The following is a 25,724-nucleotide window of genomic DNA, read 5'->3' on the forward strand; positions in this document are numbered from 1 at the left end:
TTCGGGTATGGACAACTCTCCCGCGCCGGAATTCCAGGTCGTCGCGCTGATCGGCAAATACCAGAGTGCCGAGGCAGCCGAAGCCTTGGGCCGTCTGTCAGCCTATCTGCAGAAGCGTGGCCTGACCGTTCTCGTCGATGAAGAGACGGCGCGCGTCGTTGGCGGTGTCGGCGGCGCCCAGGTGCTGAACTACGAAGAGATCGGCGAGCAGGCCGAGCTGGCGGTGGTCGTTGGTGGCGACGGCACGATGCTCAACGTGGCCCGCCGCCTCAGTGCCCACACGGTGCCGCTGGTGGGGGTGAACCAGGGGCGTCTGGGCTTCCTGACTGATGTGGGCCGCGAGAACATGCTCGACAGTCTCGGTGAGATCCTTGACGGCCAGTACCTGCGCGAACGCCGCGTGCTACTCGAAGCCGAGGTGCTGCGAGACGGTGCCTGCAAGATGGTGACGACTGCGCTCAACGACGTGGTCATCAGCCGTGGAGAAACCGGCCGCATGATCGAATTCGAGCTGGTCGTCGATGGGGAGTACATCTACTCGCAACGTTCCGACGGCATGATCGTCGCCACGCCGACCGGGTCGACGGCGTACGCGTTGTCGGCCAATGGCCCGCTGCTGCATCCGCGGCTGGCCGGCATGGTTCTGGTGCCGCTCTGTCCGCATGGGCTGACTTATCGGCCGATTGCCTTGTCGCACGACAGCGTGGTCGAGATCACCCTGGTGGCGCCGCACGACGCCCGCATCCATTTCGATGGCCAGGCGCCGTTCGATGCGCGTGGCGGCGACGTGGTGAGGGTGCGCCGCTCGCTGCAGTCGGTGACCCTGATCCACCCGGCTGACTACAGCTACTTCGCCGTGCTGCGCGAAAAGCTGCACTGGAGCGCCAGCCCCAGTTTTTCCTGAATTCCCTTCACTACTCTCGCCTTTCTGCCTCCCCATGCTGCGTCGTTTGCTGATCACCGATTTCGTTCTGGTTGACCGTCTGGAGCTCGACTTCCGTCCGGGCTTCGGTGCGCTGACTGGCGAGACCGGGGCTGGCAAGTCCATCCTGCTTGACGCCCTTTCGTTGCTGCTGGGTGAGCGCGCCGATGCCGGCGTTGTGCGCGCGGGGCGCGAGAAGGCGGATCTGGCCGCTGAGTTCGATCTGGCAGCGGATTCGCCGGCACGCCCCTGGTTGCTGGCGCAGGACTTCAATGCCGACGAAGAGCTGCTCGTGCGTCGCGTTGTCGACAGCGGGGGGCGCTCGCGTGCCTACATCAACGGCATGCCGGCCACGGCAACGCAGCTGCGCGAGCTGGGTGAGTTCATCGCAGACATCCATGGTCAGCACGCCCACCAGGCTTTGCTGCGCGCGGATGCTCAACGCGGCCTGCTCGATTCGCATGCCGGCATCACCGCACTGGCGCGTGAAGTCAGTGGCTTGTGGAAAGAGCTTGCCAACGCTCGTCGCGCGCGTGCAGAGGCGGCTGAACAACAGGCCGGCCTGCAGCGCGAGCAGGACATGCTCGGCTTTCAGGTGAAAGAGCTCGACGAGTTGGCCTTCGCAGCCAACGAGTGGGAGCCGCTGAACCAGGAGCATGCACGTCTGACCCACGCAGCCAGCCTCATCGAGGGTGTCAGCAGCAGTCTCGAAGCGATTACCGATGGCGAGATGCCGCTGGCGGGCGAGACTGAACGCCTGGCAGCGAAGCTCTCGGAGCTCGCTCAGTATGACGCCAGCCTTCGCGACATTGCCGAGCTGCTCAACGAAGCCGCCATCCGGCTAGATGAGGCCGGGCATGCACTCAACCGTTATCGTGATCGCGTCGAGCTTGATCCAGCGCGACTGGTCGAGGTCGAGCAACGCATCTCCGCGATTGTCTCTGCCTCGCGCAAGTACCGCGTACCGCCAGAAGAGCTGTCGGAACTGCTGCTGCAGAGCCGGACGCGCCTTGAGAGCTTGACCGCACTGGCGGACCCCGCTGCGCTGGCTGAACGAGAGAAGCAGTGTGAGGCTGCGTTCCGCAAGCAAGCCGGTGTGCTGTCGGAGAAGCGTGCAAGTGCAGCGCGTCTGCTGAGCGAACAGGTCACGGCAGCCATGCAGGATCTTGCGATGGCGGGCGGCCGTTTTGAAGTCGCACTGATTCCTGAACCTGAAGGTTCCGCAACCGGTCTGGAGAAAATCGAATTCCAGGTGGCGGCCAATCCCAGTCAGCCGCTCAAACCGCTGTCCAGGGTGGCTTCGGGTGGCGAGTTGTCACGTATCGGCCTCTCGATTCAGGTGATAACCAGTGCCTCGCAGGCGGTGCCCACCTTGATTTTCGACGAAGTTGATGCGGGCATTGGCGGCCGTGTGGCTGAGATGGTGGGGCGCCGCCTCGGCGAGCTGGGGCAGGCACGCCAGGTGCTTTGTGTGACCCATCTGCCGCAGGTGGCGGCACAGGCGGACTGGCAATGGCGAGTCGCCAAGGACAATCATGACGGCGTGACCTTGTCGCGCCTCGATGTACTCGACGATGCGGGGCGCATTGAAGAGATCGCCCGCATGCTGGGCGGCGTGAACATCACCGAAACAACACGCAGCCATGCTGCCGAACTGCTCGGGCTGGGGCGTTGAGGCCCGCGAGCAAGTAACGCAGCCACCCAGGGCTGACTGTACGAATTTGCATACCAGCGTGCGACAGGGCACGCAGACTTCATGGAAATAGCCTTACTGCTGGCGTTGATTCTTTTGAACGGCGCCTTCGCGATGTCGGAAATCGCACTCGTCACTGCGCGCAAGGCGCGCATGCAGAAAGACATCGACGAGAGCGATCCCGGCGCGCTCGCCGCTGTGCGGCTCGGTGAGGAGCCGACGCGCTTCCTTTCCACCGTGCAGATCGGCATCACCTCTATCGGCATCCTGAACGGTATCGTCGGTGAAGCCGTCTTTGCCAAGCCTTTCAGTGAATGGCTGGTGCATCTGGGCATGGAGACCGAGTCGGCCCGTTACCTTGCGACAGGTCTGGTCGTTCTTGTCATCACCTTCATCTCCATCGTATTGGGCGAACTGGTGCCCAAGCGCCTCGGCCAGCTGCGCCCGGAGCCGATCGCCCGTCTCGTTTCGCGGCCCATGCTGCTGCTGGCGGCCCTGACCAAACCCTTTGTCCAGTTGCTCTCGGGCGCTACCCAACTGATTCTCAAGATGCTGGGCGTGAATGACGTCGGCAATGCGGGCGTCACCGAAGAAGAAATCCATGCCATGCTGGCCGAAGGCTCCAGCTCGGGCGTCATCGAGCAGCAGGAACACGCCATGGTGCGCAATGTGTTCCGTCTCGACGACCGGCAGATCACCTCCCTGATGGTGCCGCGCAGTGACATCGCCTATCTCGACGTCGCCTTGCCGTGGGAAGAGAACCTGCAGCTCATTGCGCATTCCGAACACACCCGCCTGCCCGTCGTACGGGGCAGTCTCGATGAGATTCTTGGCGTCATCACCGCCAAGCAGCTTTTCTCCGCCATCGTGCACGGCGGTCAACCGGACCTCACGCAGAACCTGCAACCGCCTGTTTTCGTCCCCGAGAGCCTGACCGGCATGGAGCTACTGCAGAGCTTCCGTGATTCTGGCGTGCAGCTGGCCTTTATCGTTGATGAGTACGGTGAAGTGCAGGGCATCGTGACCCTGAAAGACGTGATGGAAGCCATCACGGGCGAATTCAAGACGCGCCATGCGCAGGACGCCTGGGCCGTGCAGCGTGACGACGGTTCATGGCTGCTTGATGGACTGATCCCCATTCCCGAGCTCAAGGATCGCCTGCATCTCAAGGCGGTGCCGGAGGAAGAGAAGGAGCGTTACCACACCTTGAGCGGCATGCTCATGCTGACACTGGGGCGCATTCCCGACACAGCTGACAAGATCGAGTGGGAAGGCTGGTCCTTCGAGATCATGGACATGGATGGCAAGCGCATCGACAAGGTGCTGGCCTCATTGCTACCGGCACCGGCGGGGGAAGATGGGGGCTAAGGCATGACTGCGCCGCCAACTTCGCCATCGGCGCCAGCGCCGTTGAGCTTCCGCGAAGCCTTCCTGTTCTGGCTCAAGCTCGGCTTCATCAGCTTTGGCGGCCCGGCGGGGCAGATTGCGATCATGCATCAGGAGCTCGTCGAGCGTCGGCGCTGGATCTCCGAGAAGCGCTTTCTGCATGCGCTCAATTACTGCATGGTGTTGCCGGGGCCGGAAGCCCAACAGCTGGCGACCTACATCGGCTGGCTGATGCACCGCACCTGGGGCGGCATTGTGGCCGGCGCGCTGTTCGTGCTGCCTTCGCTGTTCATCCTCATTGCCTTGTCGTGGATCTACATGGCCTTTGGCGACGTGCCGGTGGTAGCGGGCATCTTCTACGGCATCAAACCCGCCGTAACGGCCATCGTCTTGCACGCGGCGTACCGCATTGGCTCGCGCGCGCTCAAGAACGGCGCGCTATGGGCCATTGCGGCTGCGTCTTTCGTGGCGATCTTTGCGTTGCACCTGCCGTTCCCGCTCATCGTCGCGAGTGCAGCCCTGATCGGCTATCTCGGCGGGCGCTTCGATCCCAGGCGCTTTGCCCTGGGCGGCGGCCATGGCAAGTCCGACAAGTCCTGGGGCCCGGCCATCATTGATGACGACACGCCGACGCCGGAGCATGCGCGCTTTCGCTGGCCGCGCCTGCTCAAGATCGCGCTTGTGGGCGCTGCGCTGTGGGTCATCCCGATGGCCGTGCTGAGTCTGTTGCTGGGCTGGTCGCATTCACTCACGCAGATGGGCTGGTTCTTCACCAAGGCCGCGTTGCTGACTTTTGGCGGCGCATACGCCGTGCTGCCCTACGTGTATCAGGGCGCGGTAACGCATTACGGCTGGCTCAATCCGACCCAGATGATCGACGGCCTCGCCCTGGGCGAGACGACGCCGGGGCCGCTGATCATGGTGGTGTCTTTCGTCGGCTTTGTCGGCGGCTGGCAGGCCAGCGATGTGCAAGCCCTCGTGGGCGGGAACCTGCTGCTCGGCGGTGCCATCGCGGCAACGCTGGTGACCTGGTTCACCTTCCTGCCATCGTTCCTTTTCATCCTCGCCGGCGGGCCGCTGGTGGAGTCAACGCATAACGACCTGAAGTTCACTGCCCCGCTGACGGCCATCACCGCTGCCGTGGTGGGGGTGATCCTCAACCTTGCGCTGTTCTTCGGCTACCACGTGCTGTGGCCAGCCGGCTTTGAAGGACAGTTCGATGCCTTCTCAGCCGCCATCGCCGTGGCAGCGGGCGTGGCGCTGTTCCGCTTCAAGGCGAATGTGATGCATGTGATTGCGGCGTGTGGGGTGATCGGGCTAGTGGTCAGGCTGGCCCTGAGCTGAGCGGCTTTGGTAGGGTGGATAAGCGCAGCGCATCCACCTTCGAACCTTGCCAACGCGTGGATGCGCTGCGCTTATCCACCCTGCGAAAAACTCAGGCGTCGCCGCGCAGGATCACTTTGCCTTCGAGCAACGCATCGACCTGCGCCAGCGCAACGAGGGGCACACCCGCGTCGGTAATGGCGGCGTGCCCTTGCTTGAAGGTCTTCTCGACGAGGAAGGCGGCAGCGGCCACCGCTACGCCAGCTTCTCGCGCCATCTCCAGCAAGGCCAGTGCCGTGCGGCCGTTGCTGAGAAAGTCGTCGACGATCACCGTCGTGCTGCCTGATGGCAGATAGCGCTGGCTGAGCACCATGCGGTAGCTGCCGCCCTTGGTGGGGGAGGGCAGCACGCGCGAGAGCATGGGGGTCTCGACTTCCGGGTGGTACTTCTTGGCATAGACCAGCGGTACGTCCAGTTCCATCGCGACCAACAGGCCCGGGGCGATGCCGCTGGCTTCAGCGGTGAGCACGAAGTCAGGCTTGAAGCTGCTGAGACGTGATGCAATTTCCTGCGCCATGCGCCGCATGAAGCCCGGTTCGATGCGGTGATTCAGGAAGTGGTCGATCTTGAGGATGTCGTTACCCTGAACGATCCCTTCCGTCTTGATGCGGTGAATCAGTTCGGGGAAGGGGGCGGTCAAGGACATGAACTTACTCCTGAATCAATTTCTCGCCCTTGGATTCCGCGAAAGCCCTCTCCCCAACCCCTCTCCCGCAAGCGGGCGAGGGGAGCGTCGTGCGGCTACGCCGATTGTAAAACTGGCGAGAATGACGGAAAGATTGGGCATAAAGGGAGAATGGACGCAGGCGCCGTAGCGAGCGGGCTGAGGTCGAGACGAGGAGCGGAGGCGTACGTGAGTACGTTGAGCACCGGAGTCTCGGGATCAGCCCGCGCAGTAGGCGAATGCGTTCATTCGGGTCGCATTTGCGGGAACAAGATTACGTCTCTAATCGCTGGGCTGTCAGTCAACAGCATCACCAGACGATCAATACCGATACCGCAGCCACCGGTGGGCGGCAGACCGCTTTCCAGCGTGCGGATGTAATCGGCGTCGTAGTACATGGCTTCTTCGTCGCCGGCTTCCTTGGCCTTGGCTTGCGAGAGGAAGCGGGCGGCCTGGTCTTCGGGGTCGTTGAGCTCGGAGAAGGCGTTGGCGATTTCGCGGCCGACAATGAACAGCTCGAAGCGCTCGGTGATGCCGGGGTTGGCGTCGGAGGCGCGCGCCAGCGGGCTGACTTCGACCGGGTAGTCGATGATGAAGGTCGGGTTCCACAGCTGGGCTTCGGCGGTCTCTTCAAAGAACGCGAGTTGCAGCGCGCCAAGGCCAACATTGCCCTTCGGCAAGGCCTTGCGTTTGGCGAGTTCGTCGCGGAGCCAGGCTTCATCGTTGAGTTGCGCTTCGGTGAATTCCGGGCAGTACTTGATGACGGCCTGCACGACAGTGAGCCGGTCGAAGGGCTTGCCCAGGTCGAGGTCGCGGCCCTGGTACTGGAACTGTTCGGTGCCCAGCGCTTCACGCGCGGCGTGGCGCAGCAGGCCTTCGACGAAGTCCATGAGGGTGCGGTAGTCCGCATAGGCCTCGTAGAACTCGATCATGGTGAATTCGGGGTTATGGCGCGGGCTGAGACCTTCGTTACGGAAGTTGCGGTTGATCTCATAAACCTTTTCGAGGCCGCCGACGACCAGGCGCTTGAGGTAGAGCTCCGGCGCGATGCGCAGGAACATCTGCTGGTCCAGCGCATTGTGGTGCGTGATGAAGGGCTTGGCCGCAGCGCCGCCGGGGATGGGGTGCATCATCGGCGTCTCGACTTCGAGGAAGCCGTGGCCGTCCATGTAGCGGCGGATCGCGGAGATCAGCTTGCTGCGCGCGATGAAGGTCTTCTTCGAATCTTCGTTGGTGATGAGGTCGAGGTGACGCTGGCGATAGCGCTGCTCGACGTCCGCCATGCCGTGGAACTTGTCCGGCAGGGGACGCAGGCACTTGGAGAGCAGGCGGATGTTGTCGCTCTTGATCGACAGCTCGCCAGTCTTGGTCCTGAACAGTGTGCCGGTGGTGCCGACGAAATCGCCGATGTCCCAGGTCTTGAAGTCGGCATAAACGTCTTCACCCACCGCATCGCGCGTCACGTAGAGCTGGATGCGGCCGGACATGTCCTGGATGGTGATGAACGAGGCCTTGCCCATGACGCGCTTGAGCATCACACGGCCGGCAACCGTCACGCTGACGGGCGCAGCTTCGAGCTCTTCGGCGCTCTTTTCGCCGTAGGCGGCGTGCACCTTGTCCGCCATGTTCTCGCGGCGGAAGTCGTTCGGGTAGGCGCGGCCGGTCTCGCGCCATTGGGCGAGCTTGGCGCGGCGTTCCGCGATGATGTGGTTTTCGTCCTGCGGGGGATTCTGGTTGTTCTGATCAGACATGTTCCGGTCTCAATGCGCATTGCACAGCCAGAGTGGCTGGCGAAAGGGCGATATTGTGACGGATCGGCGCAGGCATGTCACACAGGGCATTGAATGAAAAGCGAAAGACGAAAAGGCGAGGGCCTGCCAAACAGCAGGCCCTGTTGGCGGGATGGTGCTCAGGCTGGGTTGCTGGCGGGCGTCACGCTGGCAGCAGTGCCGTGCGTCACTGCTTCAGCCGCATCCTCGTTGCCGCCGATACGCATGGCGTAGAAGCTGCGCCAGACGAAAACGAGGCAGAGGAACAGGAACACGCCGGCCAGGCTCCACATTAGTCCCTTCTGGCCTTGTGCGGCCAGCCCCACGGCCATTTCGACGGCCAGAAGCCCGAACAGCGTCGTGAACTTGATGATGGGGTTCATGGCCACCGACGAGGTGTCCTTGAAGGGGTCGCCCACCGTGTCACCCACCACGCTGGCGGCGTGCAGCTCGGAGCCCTTGGCACGTAGTTCTGTCTCGACGATCTTCTTGGCGTTGTCCCACGCACCACCGGCGTTGGCCATGAACACGGCCTGGTAGAGGCCGATGATGGCGATGGAAATGAGATAGCCGATGAAGAAGAAAGGTTCGAAGAAGGCGCAGGACAGGGTGCCGAAGAACACGGCCAGGAAGATGTTGAACATGCCTTTCTGCGCGTACTGCGTGCAGATCTCGACGACGCGCTTGGAGTCTTCCACCGAAGCCTTGACGGCCGTGTCGAGTTTGATGTGGCGCTTGATGAACTCGACGGCTCGGTAGGCACCGGTCGACACGGCCTGCATGCTGGCGCCGGAGAACCAGAAGATCATGGCGCCGCCCGAGATGAGTCCGAGCAGGAAGGGTGGGTGCAACAGCGAGAGCTTCTCGATGTTCTCGGTGAGACCGGCGGTCAGCAGCATGATGATGGAGAACACCATGGTGGCCGCACCGACGACCGCTGTGCCGATCAGCACGGGCTTGGCCGTGGCCTTGAAGGTGTTGCCGGCGCCGTCGTTCTCTTCGAGCAGATCCTTGGCGGCATTGAAGTCAGGCTTGAAGCCAAAGTCGCGCTGGATGCTTTCCTCAACGTTGGGCTCTTCCTCGACGAGCGACAGTTCATACACGGACTGTGCGTTGTCGGTGACGGGGCCATAGCTATCGACGGCGATGGTCACCGGGCCCATTCCAAGGAAGCCGAATGCCACCAGACCGAAAGCGAAGACGGCGGCCATGATGCCGGCCTTGGCCGGGTCCGGGTTGATGACGGCTGCCAGTTCGAACTGCGAGATCAGGAAGGCGCCGGACATCAGGGTGACGATCACCGTACCCATCCAGAAAGCAGAGAAGTTGCCTGCCGTGAGACCCGCCAGGATGTTGAGGCTGGCGCCGCCTTCGCGCGATGAGGTGACGACTTCGCGCACGTGGCCCGAGCTGGTAGAGGTGAAGACCTTGACCACTTCCGGGATCACCGCACCGGCGATCGTGCCGCAGCTGATGATTGCGGTCAGCTGCCACCACAGGTCCGGGTAATGCTGACCAGCGATCTGGATGTCACCGATCAGCAGCCAGGAGACGAGTGCCGACAGAATCACCGAAGCGATGGAGGTCACCCACACCAGCGAGGTCAGCGGGTGTTCGAAGTTGAAGCGCGGCAAGTGACCCAGGCGGCCATGGGCGATGGTTTCGTTGATGGCATACGAAGCGCCCGAGGCGATGATCATCATCACACGCATCACGAAGATCCACACCAGCAGCTGTACCTGCGTGGCGGCCTCGGGCACAGCCAGCATGATGAAGCTGATCAGCGCCACGCCGGTCACGCCATAGGTCTCGAAGCCGTCGGCCGTCGGGCCCACCGAGTCGCCGGCGTTGTCGCCTACGCAGTCGGCAATCACACCGGGGTTGCGTGCGTCATCCTCTTTGATCTTGAAGACGATCTTCATGAGGTCGGAGCCGATGTCGGCGATCTTGGTGAAGATGCCGCCCGCGATGCGCAGCGCAGCAGCGCCCAGCGATTCACCGATGGCAAAGCCGATGAAGCACTTGCCGGCCAGCGCAGGATCGATGAACAGCAGGATGGCCAGCATGATCAGCAGCTCGGTCGAGATGAGCAGCATGCCGATCGAAATGCCGGACTTCATCGGGATGGCGTAGCAGTGCCATGCCTTGCCGCGCAAAGCCGCGAAGGCCGTGCGGCTATTGGCGTAGGTATTGATGCGGATGCCGAACCAGGCGACACCGTAAGAACCGGCAATGCCTACCAGCGAAAAGAGCAGGATCACGGCGACCTCGAAGGCGCTCATGTGCTGGATGCCGCCGAAGTAGGCAATCATGATCGCGCCGACGAACACTTCGAGCAGCAGCAGGAACTTGCCCTGCGTGAACATGTAGGTCTTGCAGGTTTCGTAGATCAATTCGCTGACTTCGGCCATGCAGCGGTTGACCGGCATCTTGCGCACTTGCATGAAGTTCCAGGCACCGAACACGAGCCCCGCCACACAGACGATGAGGCCCAGCGATAGCAGTTGCCATGCGCTTACGCCACCCGCGTAGCTCGCGAGGGAGAGATCCTTGAGTGAGGGGAGAACGAGATTGGCTTCACCGCCATGCGTAGCTGCCACCGCAGCACCTGATGCGAGGCCTGCGACAGACAGCAGGCACATGCTCAGGGCATGCCGGGAACGCAGCCACAGGCGCTTTATCGTGTTTGACATTGTCTTGCCTCCAGCAGGGAGAGATGAGGAAACCGGTGCAGAATCCGGCAGCTGGAGGGTCTGGATTTCGTGGGCTCACCACGATGATGCGCCTGTTGGCGCTAGGGAATGGACAAGCCCCGAAATTCAAAACAACTCTGCCGCCTTTTGCAATTTTTGGACGGCGTTTGAAAATCCGGGTTGACCACAGGCAAAAAGTGCAACGCAGCAAATTTGCGGCAGATCAGCTTCCTTGACGGGATTGCTCGCGATCAAGAAAACGACGGCGGTACCAGGCCGTCCACAGCAGCAGCAAGCCGATAAGACCGTAGCTGACGAAGGGGGAGTAAAGCAGGAAGTCCTCCGGCTCCATATGCCAGGCTAGCAGGGCACGCACGAGGGCCTCTGCCGTGAGGCCGATACCCCAGCCCAGCGTGATGCCACGCAGGAGTTGTCGCGAAGGCGCCAGCTGCCACCACGCATCGAAATCACTCTGTGCAGCGCTGTCCTGACGCGCGGCTGTCGCACGTGCCAGGAAGTAGACGAGAGGCTTGGCAAAGGGTACCGAGACAAGGAAGGCCAGGCCGATGAGACCCGAGATCAGCGACTCGCGCAGCAACAACAGACGTGGTGTGCCGCCCATCAACATGGCGATGAGCGACAGGCCGATGCCGCCGAGCACGAGCATGCTTAGTGCATCGAGCGTGCGTCGCCGGATGAGTTCGACAAGTGCCCACAGCAGGGGCGGCGCAGCCGACACGAGCAACGCGCCCATCTCGCCCAGATGCGGCTTGGCGAGCACATAGGCCAGCCAGGGGAGGGCGATGTTGCAGCCCAGGTCGAGTATGAGATGGAGACGTTTGCGGTCGAACATGTCGGCACTGGGCAAGAAAAAAGCCGGTCATGACGACCGGCTTTGGCGTACTGCAGACGAATCAGTTCTTGGCGGGCAGGAAGTCATCGCGCTGCGGCGTAAAGGTGTCGAGCAGCACACCCTTCTTGCGGCAGATGCAGCCATGCATGATGCCGGAGCGCTTGTACAGCGTGTCGCCGGCCTTGACCATGCGCGTCTCGTCGCCGATGGTGAATTCGAACTCGCCGGACAGCACGAAAGTCAGCTGTTCATGGGGGTGGTTATGCAGGGGGCCGATGGCACCCTCTTCGAAATGCACTTCGACCTGCATCATGGTGCCGCCATGGGCGAGGATTTTGCGGCTGACGCCGCCGCCGAGGTCTTCGATCTGACGATCTGCGTTGTAGATGAACATGTTTGGAAGTCAGTTTATGTGGGGAAACAGATCAGGGATTGTACCGCTTGCGGCCGAGGAATTCAGCGTATGACCAAGTCCAGCCGCCATTTAATCCGATGAGATGCCTGTGCCGGTGCAGGGCATGACTATCGTGACGATAGCCTGTGGCACTTCAGGAAAGGTAGATCCTGACGTTAATTGTCATAGCGCCGAAGCCGGTGCCGTGCCTGGTCGGGGATGCTAGAATGCCCGACCGGAGAAGGCGGATTAAAATCAAATGAATCAGAGGCTTAAATGAAACACGTGCTCGATTACCTTTGTGGCTATGCGGAGACAATCCTGACCCGTTACCGCGATCCGTATCACGGAACGCCGCTGTTCTTTGATGGCTGCGACAGCTTTTCCGGCGCGCCGGTGCGTTGGCGCAACGTCGATGGCACGGACTGGGAACCCTCCAATCTCGCGTCGCAGCAGAACCTGTTCCGGACGCTGAGCGCGCTGACCACACTGACCGGGCAGAGTGATTACAAGAGCGCTGCACAGGATGCGCTGCGCTGGCACTTCAACCACCGTGATCCCAGTGGGCTGCTCTGTTGGGGCGGTCATTCCTTCTTCGACATGAAGACGCTGAAGACGGTGGGCCCCGAGAACAAGAACATGGTGCATGAGCTCAAGCACCATTACCCCTTCTACGAACTGATGTACGAGACCGATCGCGCTGCGACTTCGCGTCTCATCAAGGCCATCTGGAACAGCCACATCGCCAACTGGGACACTGTCGAGCTGTCGCGCCATGGCGAATACGGCAAGCCGATGGAAGAAGAGGGCTTCTGGAACAAGCCGCGCAACCAGGACCTGGAGATCATGCGCGAGGCCAAGGGCCTGTCTTTCGTCAACGTCGGCAACGACCTGATCTATGCCGCCAGCCAGTCGTACCTCGCTGAAGGCGACCAGGGGGCGCTGGACTGGGCCGAGTTCATGGCCTGGCAATTCGTCCGCACGCGCTATCCCGAAACCGGTCTGGGCTGTTACCAGTTCAATCGCCCGGTCAAACGCGAAGAAGCACCGACCGACGAGAACCATCCGCAATTCACTTTCTCGTTCTACGGTGACCGCGCCCAGCGCCAGTTCGGTCCGGAATACGGCCCTGTGGCCATGGAAGCCTGGGTGCTGTTCAAGATGGATGAAGAAGCACTCAACGGCCCAGAAGGCATCTACGGCGACAGCTCGCTGGCGCAGGTGTCGATGGCACGGCAGCTTGGCGAAAAGGGCAAGAAGCTCCTCGACTGGACCGTCTCCGGTCTGGAGGCCTGGGCAAAGTACGCCTACGTACCCGAGACCAACGAGATCAAGCCCATGTTCGCCGATGGCAAGGACCTCACGGGGCACGTGTTCCAGCGCTTCGGCTTCTATGGCAAGAAAGGCATGGTCTTCGAACGCAAGAAGATCTCGCCTATCGTCTTCCTGTCTTACGCCACCGCCTGGGCTGCCAGCGGTAGCGAAAAGCTGTGGCCCACGGTTGCTGCGATGGCCCGCAATTTCGGTCTCGGAAACTGGAATCCTGAGAATCCCAAGGCCCCGCAGGTCAATCTTGAAACCCGTGCCAACGATTCGACGCTGCTCTTCGCTGTGCTCGAAATCGCGCGCGCGACCGGCACGTCGGCCTATCTCGACCTGGCGCGCGCTCTGGGTGAAAGCATCTTCGTGCAACGCGCCCACCGCGGCCTCTTTGTGCCAAGTGAACGTCATATCCATTGCCGCTTCGATGATGCCGAACCTTTGGCACTGGCAGCACTGATCGCAACCATGGAAGGCAAGGGCGATCAGGTGCCGGCATTCCGTAGTCAGGGTGGCTACATCCACGGTGATGCGCTGTTGCCGGAAATCGGCAAGAAGAACATCACCGACCTGAAATTCATCTACCCGATGAAAAAGGCCGCCTGAGCCCGCCTGGCATCGGGGAGTAGCAAGCAAAAACGCCACGAACTTCGTGGCGTTTTTGCTTTGGGGCAGGGGGGCTTTACCAGAACAGATACAGGGCGACTGCAGACACGAGTACAACCAGGAAGATGCCGAAGTAGAGCACCGTGTTGTTGCCCGAGACTTCTGCGGGAGGCTTTGATTGGGCAGGGGGCTGAACCGCGGGTTGCGGCGTAGCTGCAGCGGCTTTCTGCTCGGCAACGAATTGCTTGACCATGGACGGACTCACCACGAGGGTTTCTTCGTGAGAGTTTGAAGCGGCTGCTTTTTGCTTGCTCAGCATCGCCGCCACGTCCGATTGATTGACGATCATCGTCGCTTCGTGCGGGCTGGCTGCGGGCGCCTTCTGTTGTGCGATGAGTTTGGCGGCGTCCGAGGGGCTCACTATCAACGTGGCTTCGTCCGACGTCGAATGTGCTGTTGCGGCGGCTTGAAGCTGGGCGCGCATGCGTGCGGCGTCGTCACGGCTGACAATCAGGGTCGCTTCGTCGTGAATGCTCGGGGATTCTTGCGGGGACTGTTGGGGCATGAGTTCTATGGCTTGTTTGGGGGAAACGATCATCGTGGCTTCGTGAGAACTCGATGCTACCGTGGAAACCTGAGAGTCCGGGTCAAGCGATGGCAAATCGTCCAGCGACGCTCGCGCATCCCTTGAAGGCGTATCCAGCAGTCCTGCAGCCAGAGCCGGATTGCTCAGCAGCGTCTTTTCCGGGTCGTAGTTTTCCGGCGGCGTCTCTTGCGCTGTTTCAGCAGTTGGCGCCATCAGATCAAGCTGAATGGGTTCCAGCTCAAGCTCCTGAGACTCCTCCTGTTCGAGCGTCACATCCATGCCGATACGGCGCAGCACGCGGAAATACTGCTGCGCCTTGTCATCCGGGAGGTTCTTTTTGAGTACGGCGCGTTTGCCCGAGAACAGGCGATCTACCTGAGCCGGATTGGCTTTGAGCTTGTCTCCGGCCGCGACCTTCACCGCGGCCAACTCAAAACCTTCAAGAATGGCGCCTGCGAACAAGATACGGAACTGCGCGGCCATGTTGCCCCCGGTTGTGTGCTGCGTTGAAAGGGATCGGGCCCGATGTTCTCCAAGGCCCACCGCATTGTCAATTGACGCATTGTCAATCAAGTCGTTCAGGCGTGTCGCCCGGAACATTGCTGTTTTCAAACAGTATTTGTCTATGGCAACGACCATGTACCCATCGCACTTAAATCGATAATCTTTATTATGTAAATATCAGTACACCAAGCCTGAGCCCTTTCTGGACGACAAGATCAGCCTTGCCCGGCAAATGCAGACAATCCCGACACCAGCGGACACGCATAAACACGTGATAGCCCGTGAGCTTGAAAGCCACTGCACCACGCAGACAGCGCCGGGCTTTTCCGGTCATCTCGTCGATCCATCCAGTCAGAGGGATTGCAACGCACGCAACACGGGTGAATTGAACTCCCGATGCATCTGCACCGCGAAGATAACTGTGGTGGCAATAATGAAAATCCACGGAGAGACCATCCAGCCGAGAATGGCCATTCCGAAGTAATAGGCGCGGATGCCGCGATTGAAATCATCGCCGGCACAGGCATTGACGGCCGCCGTACGCTGGGCAAAGCGTTCGAGTTCGTCTGGATCGGACTCCTGGGGCGGCACAGCCCCCATGATGATGGAAAGCACATTGAACTCGCGCAATGCCCAGGTGAACTTGAAGTAAGCCACGACGAAGACGCCAACCAGCATCAGGAGCTTGATCTCGAGTACCTCGCGACTGGTCTGGCGAGCGAATGGCAGATCGGCGGCGGCGGCCAGGAACTGGTCGAGCGCACCCAGGGTCGCGAACAGGCCGGCGATGATGTAGATGGAGGTATTCGCATAGAAAGACACGCTGTTGATCAGATTGCTGACCAGCGCCGCGTCCACAATGCGGTTTTCGCGATAGAGCATCTGCCGCGCCCAGCCGAGACGCAGCGCATGGCCTTCTGCAAGCAGGGTCTTGTGCCCCTTCCAACCCCGCTCGACGAGTCGCTCATAGCCAGCCCAGGCAAAAACAAACCAGGCAAAGCCTATCCAGTCGACAACGCTCAGCTTGAGAAGGTATTGCTCGTAAAAGCTCATGCGCGACCGTCCTGAAGAAGAAAGTCCCGCACGATAGCGATCTGTGATTCGTCCATCAAGGTCGGGGCATGGCCTACGCCCGGGATCTCCACGGCTTTGGCACGTGGTCCGCGGCGTGTCATTTCCTCGACGGTGTCGGCGCGCAACAGGTCTGAGTGCTCGCCGCGAATCACAAGTGTGGGTGCGCGGATGATGTCGTAGACCGACCAGATGTCGATGTCCGCAACTGGCGGGTTAAGCCTGAAAGCTTCTCCAATGCCCGGGTCGTAACGCATCCGCCACACCCCTTGCGTCTGCACGACCGAGGTCTCGGTGAGATGCCGCCACTGCCTGTCGCTGAGTGGGCCGAAGCCCGGGCTGACCGCGCGTGTAAAGGCTTCCGCCTCTTCGATATTCTTGAAATCCGGCGCGCGACCAACGTACTGGCCAATGCGCTGGATCGAACTGGCGGTGATGATCGGGCCAACATCGTTGAGCACCAGCTTGCCAATCAGGCTGGGGCGCTGCGACGCGATGCCCATACCGATCAAGCCACCCATAGAAGTGCCGACCCAATCAACTTGTCTGGCCTTGATGTGCTTTAGCAGCAGAATCATGTCCATGGCGTACTGGGGTATCTGGTAGTCGAACTTGTTCTGCAACCAGTCGCTATGTCCGCGTCCCACAACATCGGGGCAAATCACTCGGTAGTGCTGACTCATGACTTGCGCCAGATCATCGAAGTCACGTGCGTTGCGGGTCAATCCGTGGGCACAGATCAGCACCCTTGGATTGTCTGGATCACCCCATTCAACGCAGGACATGCGGTGCATGCCGCTCTTGCTGTAGCAACGGGTATCCCAGCGGCGGAACGGCAGCTCAGGCGAGTTCTCGACCGGGCGGCGCTTGCGGAACAATGATCGGATGAATCCAGCCAGCTTCAAGTCCCCTTCTCCTTCGCTCTCTGTGCCCTGCCCGCTCAGCGGCCATGCCAGTAACGTCTTGCAACCGATCGCTGCGTCAGCGTCTGGCCTGACGCCAGTTGCACGGCACCGTCCTGGTCCGAACGATACAGCTTCGCTCCGCTGGCCACGTAGCGCTCAACGATCACCGGGTGCGGGTGGCCAAAACGATTGCGGTAACCCGTTGTGAAGATCACGCGTTCTGCGCCGACAGCATCAATGAATGCCTGCTGCGATGAGGTCCGGCTGCCGTGGTGCGGAGCTACCATATCGTCGCTGCGCAAAGCCCCGGCATCCTCTTCCAGCAATGCATTCTCCGCCTTGAGTTCGATATCGCCAGTCAGCAATAAGCGCCCATTACGGCCGCTGACCTTCAGAACACAAGAACGGTCATTGTCCTTGCCGGCTTGAAAATCAGCGGCAGGATGCAGCACCTCGAAACGAACGCCATCCCATTCCCACCGCTGTCCGCGCACGCACGGAACATGTTGTCTGGCTTGTGTGACCAGAGGATGAGAAGCGTCCAGCGAACTCATCAAATCATCGACCGGCATGCGTGCCATCAGCGAGGCGGCACCCCCGCTGTGATCCGTGTCAGCGTGCGAGACTACAAGGCGATCCAGGCGTGATACACCCTGCGCACGCAGATAGGGATGAATGACGCGCTCACCGCTGTCACTCTCCAGCGAATACTGTGGCCCAGCGTCGAACAGCAGGTCGTGCTGCGCGGTCTGCACGTGCACCGCCAGCCCCTGCCCCACGTCGATCACGGTTGCGAGATGTTCGCCATCCGCAGGACGTAGCGGCGACCAGGCCAGCATTGGCGGAAGCAGTAGCAGCGCAGGCCAGCGGCAAGGAATACCACGTGGCAGCAAGGCCCAGAAGCCCCCAAGCGCTGCCAGGCAAACCAGCCACATCGGTGGCGCGGCCTGTTGCCAGGTCGCCACCGGTAGGGCCGCCAAGCACTGAACGAAATGCATCAGCACGCTGAGGATCAGGTGCGCCAACTCGGCCAGGCTAGGCAAGGGAATCAATGCGAACAGCAGTGCCAGCGGCGTAACGACGGCACTGACGACCGGAATAGCGACGGCGTTGGCAAGCGGTGAGATGAGCGAAAACTGCTGGAAGATGCCCAGCAGCAGCGGCAGGCTCAACAGCAGGATGGCCCATTGCGCCCGCAGCTGCGTGAGCATCCATCCCCTCACCCCATTCTCGCTGCGCAAGGCGGCCATGCCTGCCCAGCTCAATGCCGCCACTGCGCCGAACGATAGCCAGAAGCCGGCCGACAAGGGCGCCCAGGGATCAATCAGCAGCACGACGAGCAAGCCAAGCATCAGTCCTCGCCACGGCCCGGTCTGGCGTCCAGACCACATCCCCACGGCCACCGCCAGCAACATGTACAAGGTGCGCTGCGCCGGCACGCCAAAGCCAGACAGCATCACATAGACGAAAGCCGCCAGGACGCCGCCCGAGACAGCGGCCTTCTGCGCTGGCAAGCGCAGACACAGCACCGGTATCCGCGACCAGCCTAGGCGCACCAGCCAGGCGACCAGCGCGGCGAACAAGGTCACGTGCCCGCCCGAGATGCTCATCAGATGAGTAATGCCGGTTTCGCTGAACAAGCGCCATTGCGAAGGTGGCACAGCAGATTGATCGCCGACAGCCAGCGCACTGAGTACCCCGCTCCACTCTCCCTGCGGCAATACGCGCTCGAAACGCTCCCGCACGACTTGCCGTGCGCGCTGAATCAGTGGATCGAAACCCAAGGCCAAGTCTGCCAGGCGGCGCGAGCTGCCTTTGCTGCGAACATAACCGACGGCCCGGATGTTGCGTTCAAACAACCAGGCTTCGTAGTCAAAACCGTGCGGGTTGAGATTGCCGTGCGGACGTCGCAAACGCACACTCAACGACCAGCGTTCGCCGCCACGCATTGTCGGTGCCATGTGCGCGGCACCCACGCCGTCATACCAGCTCAGCAGCAATCGTTCAGGTACACCAGGCGGTCGCTCGGTCGCGACGAACTGGAAGCGTTGCGAGCGCTCGCCCCGGTCTGGCAGGTCGGCGACATAGCCACGCACTTCAACGTCCTGCCCTTCCAGGGCGGCATCCAGCCCGGCAGCAAGACGCAAGTCGGCACGCAGGCTGGCATAGCCCAGCCCGACAGCCATGCAGGCTGCCAGGGCAAGCCCGACGGCCGCACGCGGCATGAGCCTTCGCCTGAACACGACAAACAAGCCCAGCATCACCGCTGCCAGCGCGAGCGCGTTTTCCCATGGCCAGAGCTGCGCCAGTTTCTGGCAGATGCAGACTCCCAGGGCAAATGCGAGGATCATCAGGCGCATGGAGCGAATTAGAGCACGCTAATCGCACACTGGCGGGAACCCGGCGCGTGGCGGCGGGTCAGACCGCCACATAACAAGCCAGCGAAACAATGCAGAAGTTCTTCCGCCGTTACCTGCCCGACCCCGAACAACTGAGACAACACCGCCTCCTGCGCTGGATGGGCAAGAGCGTACTGGCCGACCAGCTCTGGCATGTGAATCGCCGCTCGGTCGCTGTCGGTGTCGCGATCGGCATGTTCTGCGGCCTGATTCCCGGGCCCTTGCAGATGCTGGGGGCCGCCGTGGCGTGCGTGCTGCTGCGCGGCAATCTGCCGCTGGCCTTGGTCGCGACGTTCTACACCAACCCGCTGACCATCGTGCCGCTGTATCTGGTGGCCTTTGGCATTGGTCGCTTTCTCACAGGCAGTGACGCCACATTCGTCATGCCGCCAGAACGGGGGGAGGCCGGCTGGTGGTCCTGGTGTCAGGGCCTCATCGACTGGCTGACCCATCTCGGCCAGCCTTTACTGGTGGGTTTGCCGGTGCTCGCGCTCAGTCTCGCTCTCGCCGCCTGGCTGGCCATCACCCTGATCTGGCGCTGGCAAGTTTCGCGTCGCGCCCGTCAACGACGCGAGACCAGAGCATGACGATCTGATCTGCCGCAGAGCAACCGCAGAATCGCTCAGCCATAGTCTCTGCATAAGGAGACGAAAATGGCAGCCCCCCTTCACCCGACACGACGTCCGGTCCGCAGCGCCCAACTCGCCCGAATCCTGCGTCGCATCGGCATCGCGCTGGGTGTGTTTGTGTGCATCATGACACTCGGCACGGTGGGCTTCCTGCACATCGGGGCGGGCCACGCCAGCCTTGGCGACGCGCTTTACATGACGCTCATCACGGTGACAACCGTTGGTTACAGCGAAATCGTGCCCGTGCATTCAACGGCGGAAAGATTGTTCGCCGGCATGGTGTCACTTGTCGGCTTTGGCAACCTGACCTTTCTTTTCACCAGCCTTACCGTCTTCTTCCTCGAAGCGGACCTGGATCTCAGCCTGCGGAGGCGTCGTATGGAGAAGCGCATAGCCCGACTCTCGGGGCACTACATCGTGTGCGGGTTCGGTCGTGTTGGCCGCAACGTTGCGAGTGAGTTGCAGGCCACGCAGCGTGCCTTTGTGGCCATCGAGCCGGTGGGCACGCAGTTCGACGACGTCGCCGAGCGCTTTGCAGACCTGCTTTACCTCAATGGCGATGCGACGGATGACGACGTGCTGCGTGTCGCTGACATTGCTGACGCGGCCGGGGTCTTTGCCGTGACAGGCGACGACAGCGTCAATCTGATGATCACGATCACGGCCAGGCAGCTCAATCCGAAACTGCGCGTGGTAGCGCGTTGCCACGAGCTGCGTAATGTGGAGAAGCTGCGGCGCGTCGGTGCCGACGCCGTCGTGTCACCCGACTTCACGGGCGGCATGCGCATCGCCTCGCTGATGCTGCGGCCAGCAGTCGTGTCCTTCCTCGACGAGATGCAGCGTTCGGAACACAAGGTAAGGGTTGAAGAGGTCGCGATGCCTGCAGGATTCCGGCCCGCAACACTTCAGGCGACCTGCCCTGTTGGCCCTGATCACGTGCTGATCGCAGTGCGTTCAGGCAAGGAATGGTTGTTCAATCCCCGGCCGGAATTCCTGCTGAGCGAGGGCGATGTACTCATCGTGATGACCTCGCCTGCCGGTCGCCAGCAGCTCGAGAGCGCCTTGCGGGCCGCTTCAGACTGAGGTCGCCACCCTGTCCAGCAGGCGCCCGTCCTGCAACTCCAGTACGCGCTGGGCGCGATGGGCCAGCTCGGGATCGTGGGTCACGACGATCAGCGACGTCTTCAACCGCTGGTTGAGTGACAACATCATCTCGAACACCGTTGCCGCCGTCTTGCGGTCGAGGTTGCCGGTCGGTTCGTCGGCGAGCAGGCAGCGCGGCTCGGTCACCAGTGCGCGTGCGATTGCGGCGCGCTGGCGCTCACCGCCGGAGAGCTCGCCCGGCGCATGCTCCAGACGGTGCCCCAAGCCCACCTCCTTGAGGATGGCAGCGGCGCGTTCGTGGGCGTCGGCGCGTGCCATGCGGCGGATGATCAGCGGCATGGCGACGTTTTCGAGCGCGGAGAACTCGGGCAACAGGTGGTGGAACTGGTAGACGAAGCCCAGCGCCTGGTTGCGCATCTGGCCGCGCTGGTTCTCAGAGAGATGTGCCAGATCCCTGCCGAGAATTTCGACACGACCCTCGCTGACCGAATCAAGACCGCCGAGCAGGTGGAGCATGGTGCTCTTGCCGGAACCCGATGCGCCAATGATGGATAGCGTCTCGCCCGCATTGACGGACAGGTTCACACCTTGAAGGACGCGCACGGCCGTCTCGCCGGCGCCATATATCTTGCCCAGGTTCTCGCAGCGGAGAATGGTTTCACTCATAGCGCAGTGCCTCCGCAGGGTTGGTGCGGGCTGCACGCCAGCTTGGATAGATAGTCGCTACCAGCGAGATCAGCATGGAGATTCCGATTACGCTGCTGACATCGTCCCAGCGCAGTTCGGACGGCAGCGAGGAGATCTGGTAGACATCGCGCGCCAGGATCTGGAAGCCGAACAGCCTCTCGATGAAGGGCACGACGGTATCGATATTCAGCGCCAGTAGCACGCCGCTCACGGCACCCAGGCCGAGACCGATGAAGCCCATGATGCCGCCCTGGATGATGAAGATGGTCATGACCGAACGGCGGCTGGCGCCAAGGGTACGCAGGATCGCGATGTCGGCTCGTTTGTCCTGCACCGCCATGACGAGTGCCGAGACGATGTTGAACGCGGCGACGGTGACGATCAGCAGCAGGATGATGAACATCACGTTCTTCTCGATCTGCACGGCGCGGAAGAAATTGGCGTGGCTCTGCGTCCAGTCGCTGGCATAGGCTTCAGGTGCCAGCGCGCCACTCAGGTCCATGGCGATCTTGGGCGCCTCGAACAGCTCATGCAATTTGAGGCGCAGGCCGGTCACGCCTTCGCCCATCTGGTAGAGGCGCTGGGCATCCTTGATGTGCAGCAGCGCAAGGCCGACGTCGTATTCGTACATGCCGGCTTCGAAGATGCCAACAACCCTGAACTGCTTGACGCGCGGCAGGACGGCGGCGGGCGTCACGAGCCCTTGCGGTGCCATCAGCGTGACCTTCTCGCCAAGCGAGACGCCCAGCGAACGCGCAAGGTCGATACCCAGGATGACGCCAAATTCGCCTGGCTGCAGATCGGTCAGCTTGCCGGCCTTCATATACTTGCCAAAGTCCGCAACGGCATCTTCAAGCACGGGTTCGATGCCGCGCACCATGGCACCGCGTACATTGCTGTCCAGCGAGAACATCGCCTGCGCTTGCACGTAAGGAGCTGAGGCAGCCACCTTGGGCGACTTGTTGGCGATGCTGGCGTATTGCTCCCAGTTCTGCAGCTCGCCCTGATAAGCCGCGATCTGCACGTGCGAAGCGACGCCAAGGATGCGTGTCCGCAACTCGCGCTGGAAGCCGTTCATGACCGACAGTACGACAATGAGGGCAGCGACACCCAGCGCAATGCCGGCCATCGAAACAAAGGAAATGAAGGAGACGAAACCGCCTCCACTGCGGCGCCGGCGATTGCGCACGTAGCGCAGGCCGATCAGGATTTCGAAGAAGTTGAGGAGCTTCAAGAGAGAGGAGTGTCCAAAAGGCCCGGGGCGGGCTGCATGCTACACTGGCCGCCTTGCCAGCGCACGGTCGGCAAGGCGCTCTGATCCACTGGAGGCACTTTGGTTCAGTCTCGCGCCAGACCGTTGCCGTCGTCGGCAGTTCTCCCCTGCCCTCCCGGTTTTCTGTTCATGCATGCCCGGTTTGTCATTCCCGGCCTCATCTGGCCCGCCACCGGTGTGGATGCCTTGCTGGCCGACCTTCCATTGCCCGGTCTGGCGCGACTTTGCGCCCGTCTGGATGCCCGACATGACGCTCCACGCGCTTTCGACGACTGGCTGTGCCGCGAATGGGGCCTGGCTTCACCACCGTTTGCGGCGCTGAGGCTGATTGCGGACGGCTGCGTGGCGGGTGATGCCATCGAGGTATGTGCGGATCCGGTCAATCTGCGTTTTGCACGCGAGCACCTGCTCCTCGACAGCCCCGAAAACCTGCAATTGCTGGATGAAGAACTGACCTCCCTGTGCGATGGGCTCAACGCGACTTTCAGCGATATCGGGCAATTCCATATCGTGGCCAGCAAGCTCTATCTGCGCCTGGCACCAGCGCATGCTGACAAACTGGATGTTCGCCTGAGCCCGTTGGCCGAGGTCGTTGCGCGCCCCGTCGCGCACTTCCAGCCGCAAGGAACACAGGCACGCTGGTGGTCCAAGCTCAACAATGAGTTGCAGGTCTTCTGCCACAACCATCCGGTCAATCAGCCGCGTGAGGCAGAGGGCAGGCCACTGCTTAACGCGCTATGGCTTTGGGGCGCGGGCAAAGCGCCGTCCGGCCTGATCGCGCCCGCATCGACACTGACGGGGGATTACTGGCTGCTCAAGGGACTGGCGCAATCAGCGGGCATGGCGCTGACGCCCTTGAAGCCCACAACCCCGGCCAGCTGGAATCTGATCGACACACTGCTGTTGCCTGCACAACAGCGCGACGGATGGGCCTGGCGCACCGAGCTCGCACGGCTGGATGCCGAAATCTTCTGTGTCCTCGCTGACCAGCTCGATAGCGGAGGCCTGTCGTCCGTCGAGGTGTTGGCGCCGGGCGACTCGGCCCTGACGATCTGGCAGTTGCGCCACAACCCGCGCTGGCGCTTTTGGGCGCGCCAGTGCAAGCCTGCGGCCTTGCAGAGCTTGTTGTCCCGACCCGTGAGTGAGGCGGCATGACACGCATTGTTCAACGCCGCGCGTCACAGAATGCCATCCATGCCCTGCAGATGGCCGGGCAACCGCCGCTTTTGGCGCGCCTCTACGCAGCGCGAGGCATAACCAGCGGCGCGGCACTCAATACCGAACTGGCGGCTCTGCTGCCCCCTGAGGGTCTGAAGAGCATTGCCGAAGGTGCGCGCATGCTGGCCGACGGAATTGAAGCGGGCACGCGCATGCTGATCGTGGCGGACTACGACTGCGACGGCGCAACGGCCTGCGCCGTGGGCATCCGGGCCCTGCGTGCGATGGGTGCCAAAGTGGATTATCTGGTACCCAACCGCTTCGAATATGGCTATGGCCTGACGCCTGCGATTGTGGAGCTGGCCGCGACGAGCAAGCCGGAGTTACTCATCACCGTGGACAACGGTATTGCCAGCGTCGAAGGGGTTGCGCGGGCGAAAGAACTTGGCATCGCATGCCTGATTACGGACCACCACCTGCCCGGCGATACGCTGCCGCTGGCCGATGTCATCATCAACCCCAACCAGCCGGGCTGCACGTTTGCGAGCAAGAGCCTGGCTGGCGTGGGGGTGATGTTCTACGTCGCGATGGCCTTGCGGGCCGAACTGCGAAAACGTAACTGGTTTGCCCGCTCGGGCCGTGCCGAACCCAAGCTGGCCGATCTGCTGGATCTCGTCGCACTCGGTACGGTGGCTGATGTCGTACCGCTGGATAGTAACAACCGCATACTCGTCAGCCAGGGAATCCAGCGCATGCGCGCCGGTCGCATGCAGGCTGGCTTGCGCGCGCTGTTCTCGATTGCGTCGCGTGATCCGGCGCGGGCCAGCACGTTTGACATGGGCTTCGCGTTGGGGCCGCGCCTCAATGCTGCCGGCCGACTGACCGACATGTCGCTGGGCATCGAATGTCTCATCACCGATGACCTGCAGCACGCGATGAAAATCGCGCAGCAGCTCGACGAACTCAACCGCGAGCGGCGCAGTATCGAGTCGGACATGAAGGATGCCGCATTGGCGGCGCTGCATTTCGACAAGCTGGGTGATGCGCCCGGCATCGCACTCTACGAACCAGACTGGCATCAGGGCGTCATCGGTATCGTCGCTGGCCGCATCCGCGAACACACGCACCGCCCCACCATCGCTTTTGCTCCGGCCGACAGCGATGGCAGCTCCGGCGAGCTCAAAGGCTCGGGGCGCTCCATCCCGGCCCTGCACATGCGTGATGCGCTGGACCTTATCTCCAAGCGCCATCCCGACCTGATCCTCAAGTTCGGTGGCCACGCGATGGCGGCGGGTCTGTCGATACGCACCGAACATTTCGAGCGCTTTGCCAGAGTGTTTGCCGAAACGGTGGGCTCCTTGCTGACACCCGCCGATTTGCAACGCTGCATCGAGTCGGACGGGCCACTGGAATCTGCTTACCTTTCGCTCGACACGGCGCGCATGCTCGAATCCGTGATCTGGGGCCAAGGCTTTGCGCCGCCTGTTTTCGATGACGTGTTCGTCGTCGAAAGCCAGCGTATCCTCAAGGAGCGCCACCTCAAGCTGCGACTGAACAAGGGGGGAGCCAGTTTCGAAGCCATCCGTTTCAACTGTGCTGAAGTCGTCCCACCTCGCATCCGCGCGGCGTTCCGGCTATCGGTCAATGAATACAACGGCGTTTCCAGCATCCAACTGGCGCTGGAACATTTCGAAGCTGCCTAGGTCACAGGCCACCGCGCTGAAT

The 25,724-nt window shown here is 61.8% G+C and carries 20 protein-coding genes; 9 read left to right on the plus strand and 11 right to left on the minus strand.

The window, feature by feature from the left end:
• The first annotated feature begins 7 nt into the window (after positions 1-7).
• The 4 genes from ABEA02_RS03190 (at position 8) to chrA (ending at position 5,345) form a co-directional block, all read left to right on the plus strand.
• Complete coding sequence (locus ABEA02_RS03190) at positions 8-904, plus strand: NAD kinase (protein ID WP_345531382.1); 897 nt, start codon at positions 8-10, stop codon at positions 902-904.
• 34 nt (positions 905-938) lie between these two features.
• Positions 939-2,597, plus strand: coding sequence for a DNA repair protein RecN (gene recN, locus ABEA02_RS03195; protein ID WP_345531383.1), 1,659 nt, complete (start codon positions 939-941; stop codon positions 2,595-2,597).
• Positions 2,598-2,678: 81 nt separating this feature from the next.
• The gene (locus tag ABEA02_RS03200) at positions 2,679-3,983 is read left to right on the plus strand and encodes a hemolysin family protein (RefSeq protein WP_345531384.1); all 1,305 of its coding nucleotides are present in this window, start codon (positions 2,679-2,681) and stop codon (positions 3,981-3,983) included.
• A gap of 3 nt (positions 3,984-3,986) precedes the next feature.
• Positions 3,987-5,345 (plus strand): chromate efflux transporter, encoded by a 1,359-nt coding sequence (chrA, locus tag ABEA02_RS03205; protein WP_345531385.1) that lies wholly within the window; start codon positions 3,987-3,989, stop codon positions 5,343-5,345.
• Positions 5,346-5,436: 91 nt separating this feature from the next.
• Here the strand turns inward: chrA and ABEA02_RS03210 are convergent, their stop codons facing one another.
• The 5 genes from ABEA02_RS03210 to ABEA02_RS03230 form a co-directional block, all read right to left on the minus strand.
• Positions 5,437-6,030 carry a phosphoribosyltransferase family protein gene (locus ABEA02_RS03210; protein ID WP_345531386.1) on the minus strand — a complete coding sequence of 198 codons (594 nt, stop codon included), beginning with the start codon at positions 6,028-6,030 and terminating at the stop codon, positions 5,437-5,439.
• Positions 6,031-6,293: 263 nt separating this feature from the next.
• Complete coding sequence (gene lysS, locus ABEA02_RS03215; RefSeq protein ID WP_345531387.1) at positions 6,294-7,799, minus strand: lysine--tRNA ligase; 1,506 nt, start codon at positions 7,797-7,799, stop codon at positions 6,294-6,296.
• Positions 7,800-7,957: 158 nt separating this feature from the next.
• Positions 7,958-10,510: a sodium-translocating pyrophosphatase gene (locus tag ABEA02_RS03220; RefSeq protein WP_345531388.1), complete on the minus strand. Its 2,553-nt coding sequence runs from the start codon at positions 10,508-10,510 to the stop codon at positions 7,958-7,960.
• Between the two features lie 223 nt (positions 10,511-10,733).
• Positions 10,734-11,363 carry a VC0807 family protein gene (locus tag ABEA02_RS03225; protein ID WP_345531389.1) on the minus strand — a complete coding sequence of 210 codons (630 nt, stop codon included), beginning with the start codon at positions 11,361-11,363 and terminating at the stop codon, positions 10,734-10,736.
• Between the two features lie 61 nt (positions 11,364-11,424).
• A complete protein-coding gene (locus tag ABEA02_RS03230; RefSeq protein WP_345531390.1) occupies positions 11,425-11,757 on the minus strand; it encodes a cupin domain-containing protein in 333 nt (110 codons plus the stop codon).
• Positions 11,758-12,033: 276 nt separating this feature from the next.
• On the opposite strand from ABEA02_RS03230, the gene ABEA02_RS03235 reads away from it, so the two are divergent.
• Complete coding sequence (locus tag ABEA02_RS03235; RefSeq protein WP_345531391.1) at positions 12,034-13,683, plus strand: hypothetical protein; 1,650 nt, start codon at positions 12,034-12,036, stop codon at positions 13,681-13,683.
• Between the two features lie 76 nt (positions 13,684-13,759).
• Here ABEA02_RS03235 and ABEA02_RS03240 read toward each other — a convergent pair whose 3' ends face one another.
• From ABEA02_RS03240 to ABEA02_RS03255, 4 genes are all read right to left on the minus strand, one after another.
• Positions 13,760-14,908 carry a hypothetical protein gene (locus tag ABEA02_RS03240; RefSeq protein WP_345531392.1) on the minus strand — a complete coding sequence of 383 codons (1,149 nt, stop codon included), beginning with the start codon at positions 14,906-14,908 and terminating at the stop codon, positions 13,760-13,762.
• Between the two features lie 216 nt (positions 14,909-15,124).
• On the minus strand, positions 15,125-15,826 hold the full coding sequence (locus ABEA02_RS03245) for a DUF599 domain-containing protein (protein WP_345531393.1): 702 nt from the start codon (positions 15,824-15,826) through the stop codon (positions 15,125-15,127).
• Positions 15,823-16,749 carry an alpha/beta fold hydrolase gene (locus ABEA02_RS03250; RefSeq protein ID WP_425584653.1) on the minus strand — a complete coding sequence of 309 codons (927 nt, stop codon included), beginning with the start codon at positions 16,747-16,749 and terminating at the stop codon, positions 15,823-15,825. The genes ABEA02_RS03245 and ABEA02_RS03250 overlap by 4 nt, the downstream gene beginning before the upstream one ends.
• 35 nt (positions 16,750-16,784) lie before the next feature.
• On the minus strand, positions 16,785-19,100 hold the full coding sequence (locus ABEA02_RS03255) for a DNA internalization-related competence protein ComEC/Rec2 (protein WP_345531394.1): 2,316 nt from the start codon (positions 19,098-19,100) through the stop codon (positions 16,785-16,787).
• A gap of 98 nt (positions 19,101-19,198) precedes the next feature.
• Here ABEA02_RS03255 and ABEA02_RS03260 point away from each other — a divergent pair, with 98 nt between their 5' ends.
• On the plus strand, positions 19,199-19,735 hold the full coding sequence (locus ABEA02_RS03260) for a DUF2062 domain-containing protein (RefSeq protein WP_345531395.1): 537 nt from the start codon (positions 19,199-19,201) through the stop codon (positions 19,733-19,735).
• A gap of 66 nt (positions 19,736-19,801) precedes the next feature.
• Positions 19,802-20,860 (plus strand): potassium channel family protein, encoded by a 1,059-nt coding sequence (locus ABEA02_RS03265; protein ID WP_345531396.1) that lies wholly within the window; start codon positions 19,802-19,804, stop codon positions 20,858-20,860.
• Here ABEA02_RS03265 and lolD read toward each other — a convergent pair.
• A complete protein-coding gene (gene lolD / locus ABEA02_RS03270) occupies positions 20,852-21,547 on the minus strand; it encodes a lipoprotein-releasing ABC transporter ATP-binding protein LolD (protein ID WP_345531397.1) in 696 nt (231 codons plus the stop codon). The genes ABEA02_RS03265 and lolD overlap by 9 nt on opposite strands.
• Positions 21,540-22,802, minus strand: a complete 1,263-nt coding sequence (locus ABEA02_RS03275; RefSeq protein ID WP_345531398.1) for a lipoprotein-releasing ABC transporter permease subunit — start codon at positions 22,800-22,802, stop codon at positions 21,540-21,542. The genes lolD and ABEA02_RS03275 overlap by 8 nt, the downstream gene beginning before the upstream one ends.
• A 168-nt stretch (positions 22,803-22,970) precedes the next feature.
• Here ABEA02_RS03275 and ABEA02_RS03280 point away from each other — a divergent pair, with 168 nt between their 5' ends.
• Positions 22,971-23,996, plus strand: coding sequence for a hypothetical protein (locus tag ABEA02_RS03280; protein ID WP_345531399.1), 1,026 nt, complete (start codon positions 22,971-22,973; stop codon positions 23,994-23,996).
• Positions 23,993-25,702 carry a single-stranded-DNA-specific exonuclease RecJ gene (recJ, locus tag ABEA02_RS03285; protein WP_345531400.1) on the plus strand — a complete coding sequence of 570 codons (1,710 nt, stop codon included), beginning with the start codon at positions 23,993-23,995 and terminating at the stop codon, positions 25,700-25,702. The genes ABEA02_RS03280 and recJ overlap by 4 nt, the downstream gene beginning before the upstream one ends.
• Positions 25,703-25,724: the final 22 nt, after the last annotated feature.

The organism is Viridibacterium curvum (assembly GCF_039544165.1).
GTDB lineage: Bacteria > Pseudomonadota > Gammaproteobacteria > Burkholderiales > Rhodocyclaceae > Viridibacterium > Viridibacterium curvum.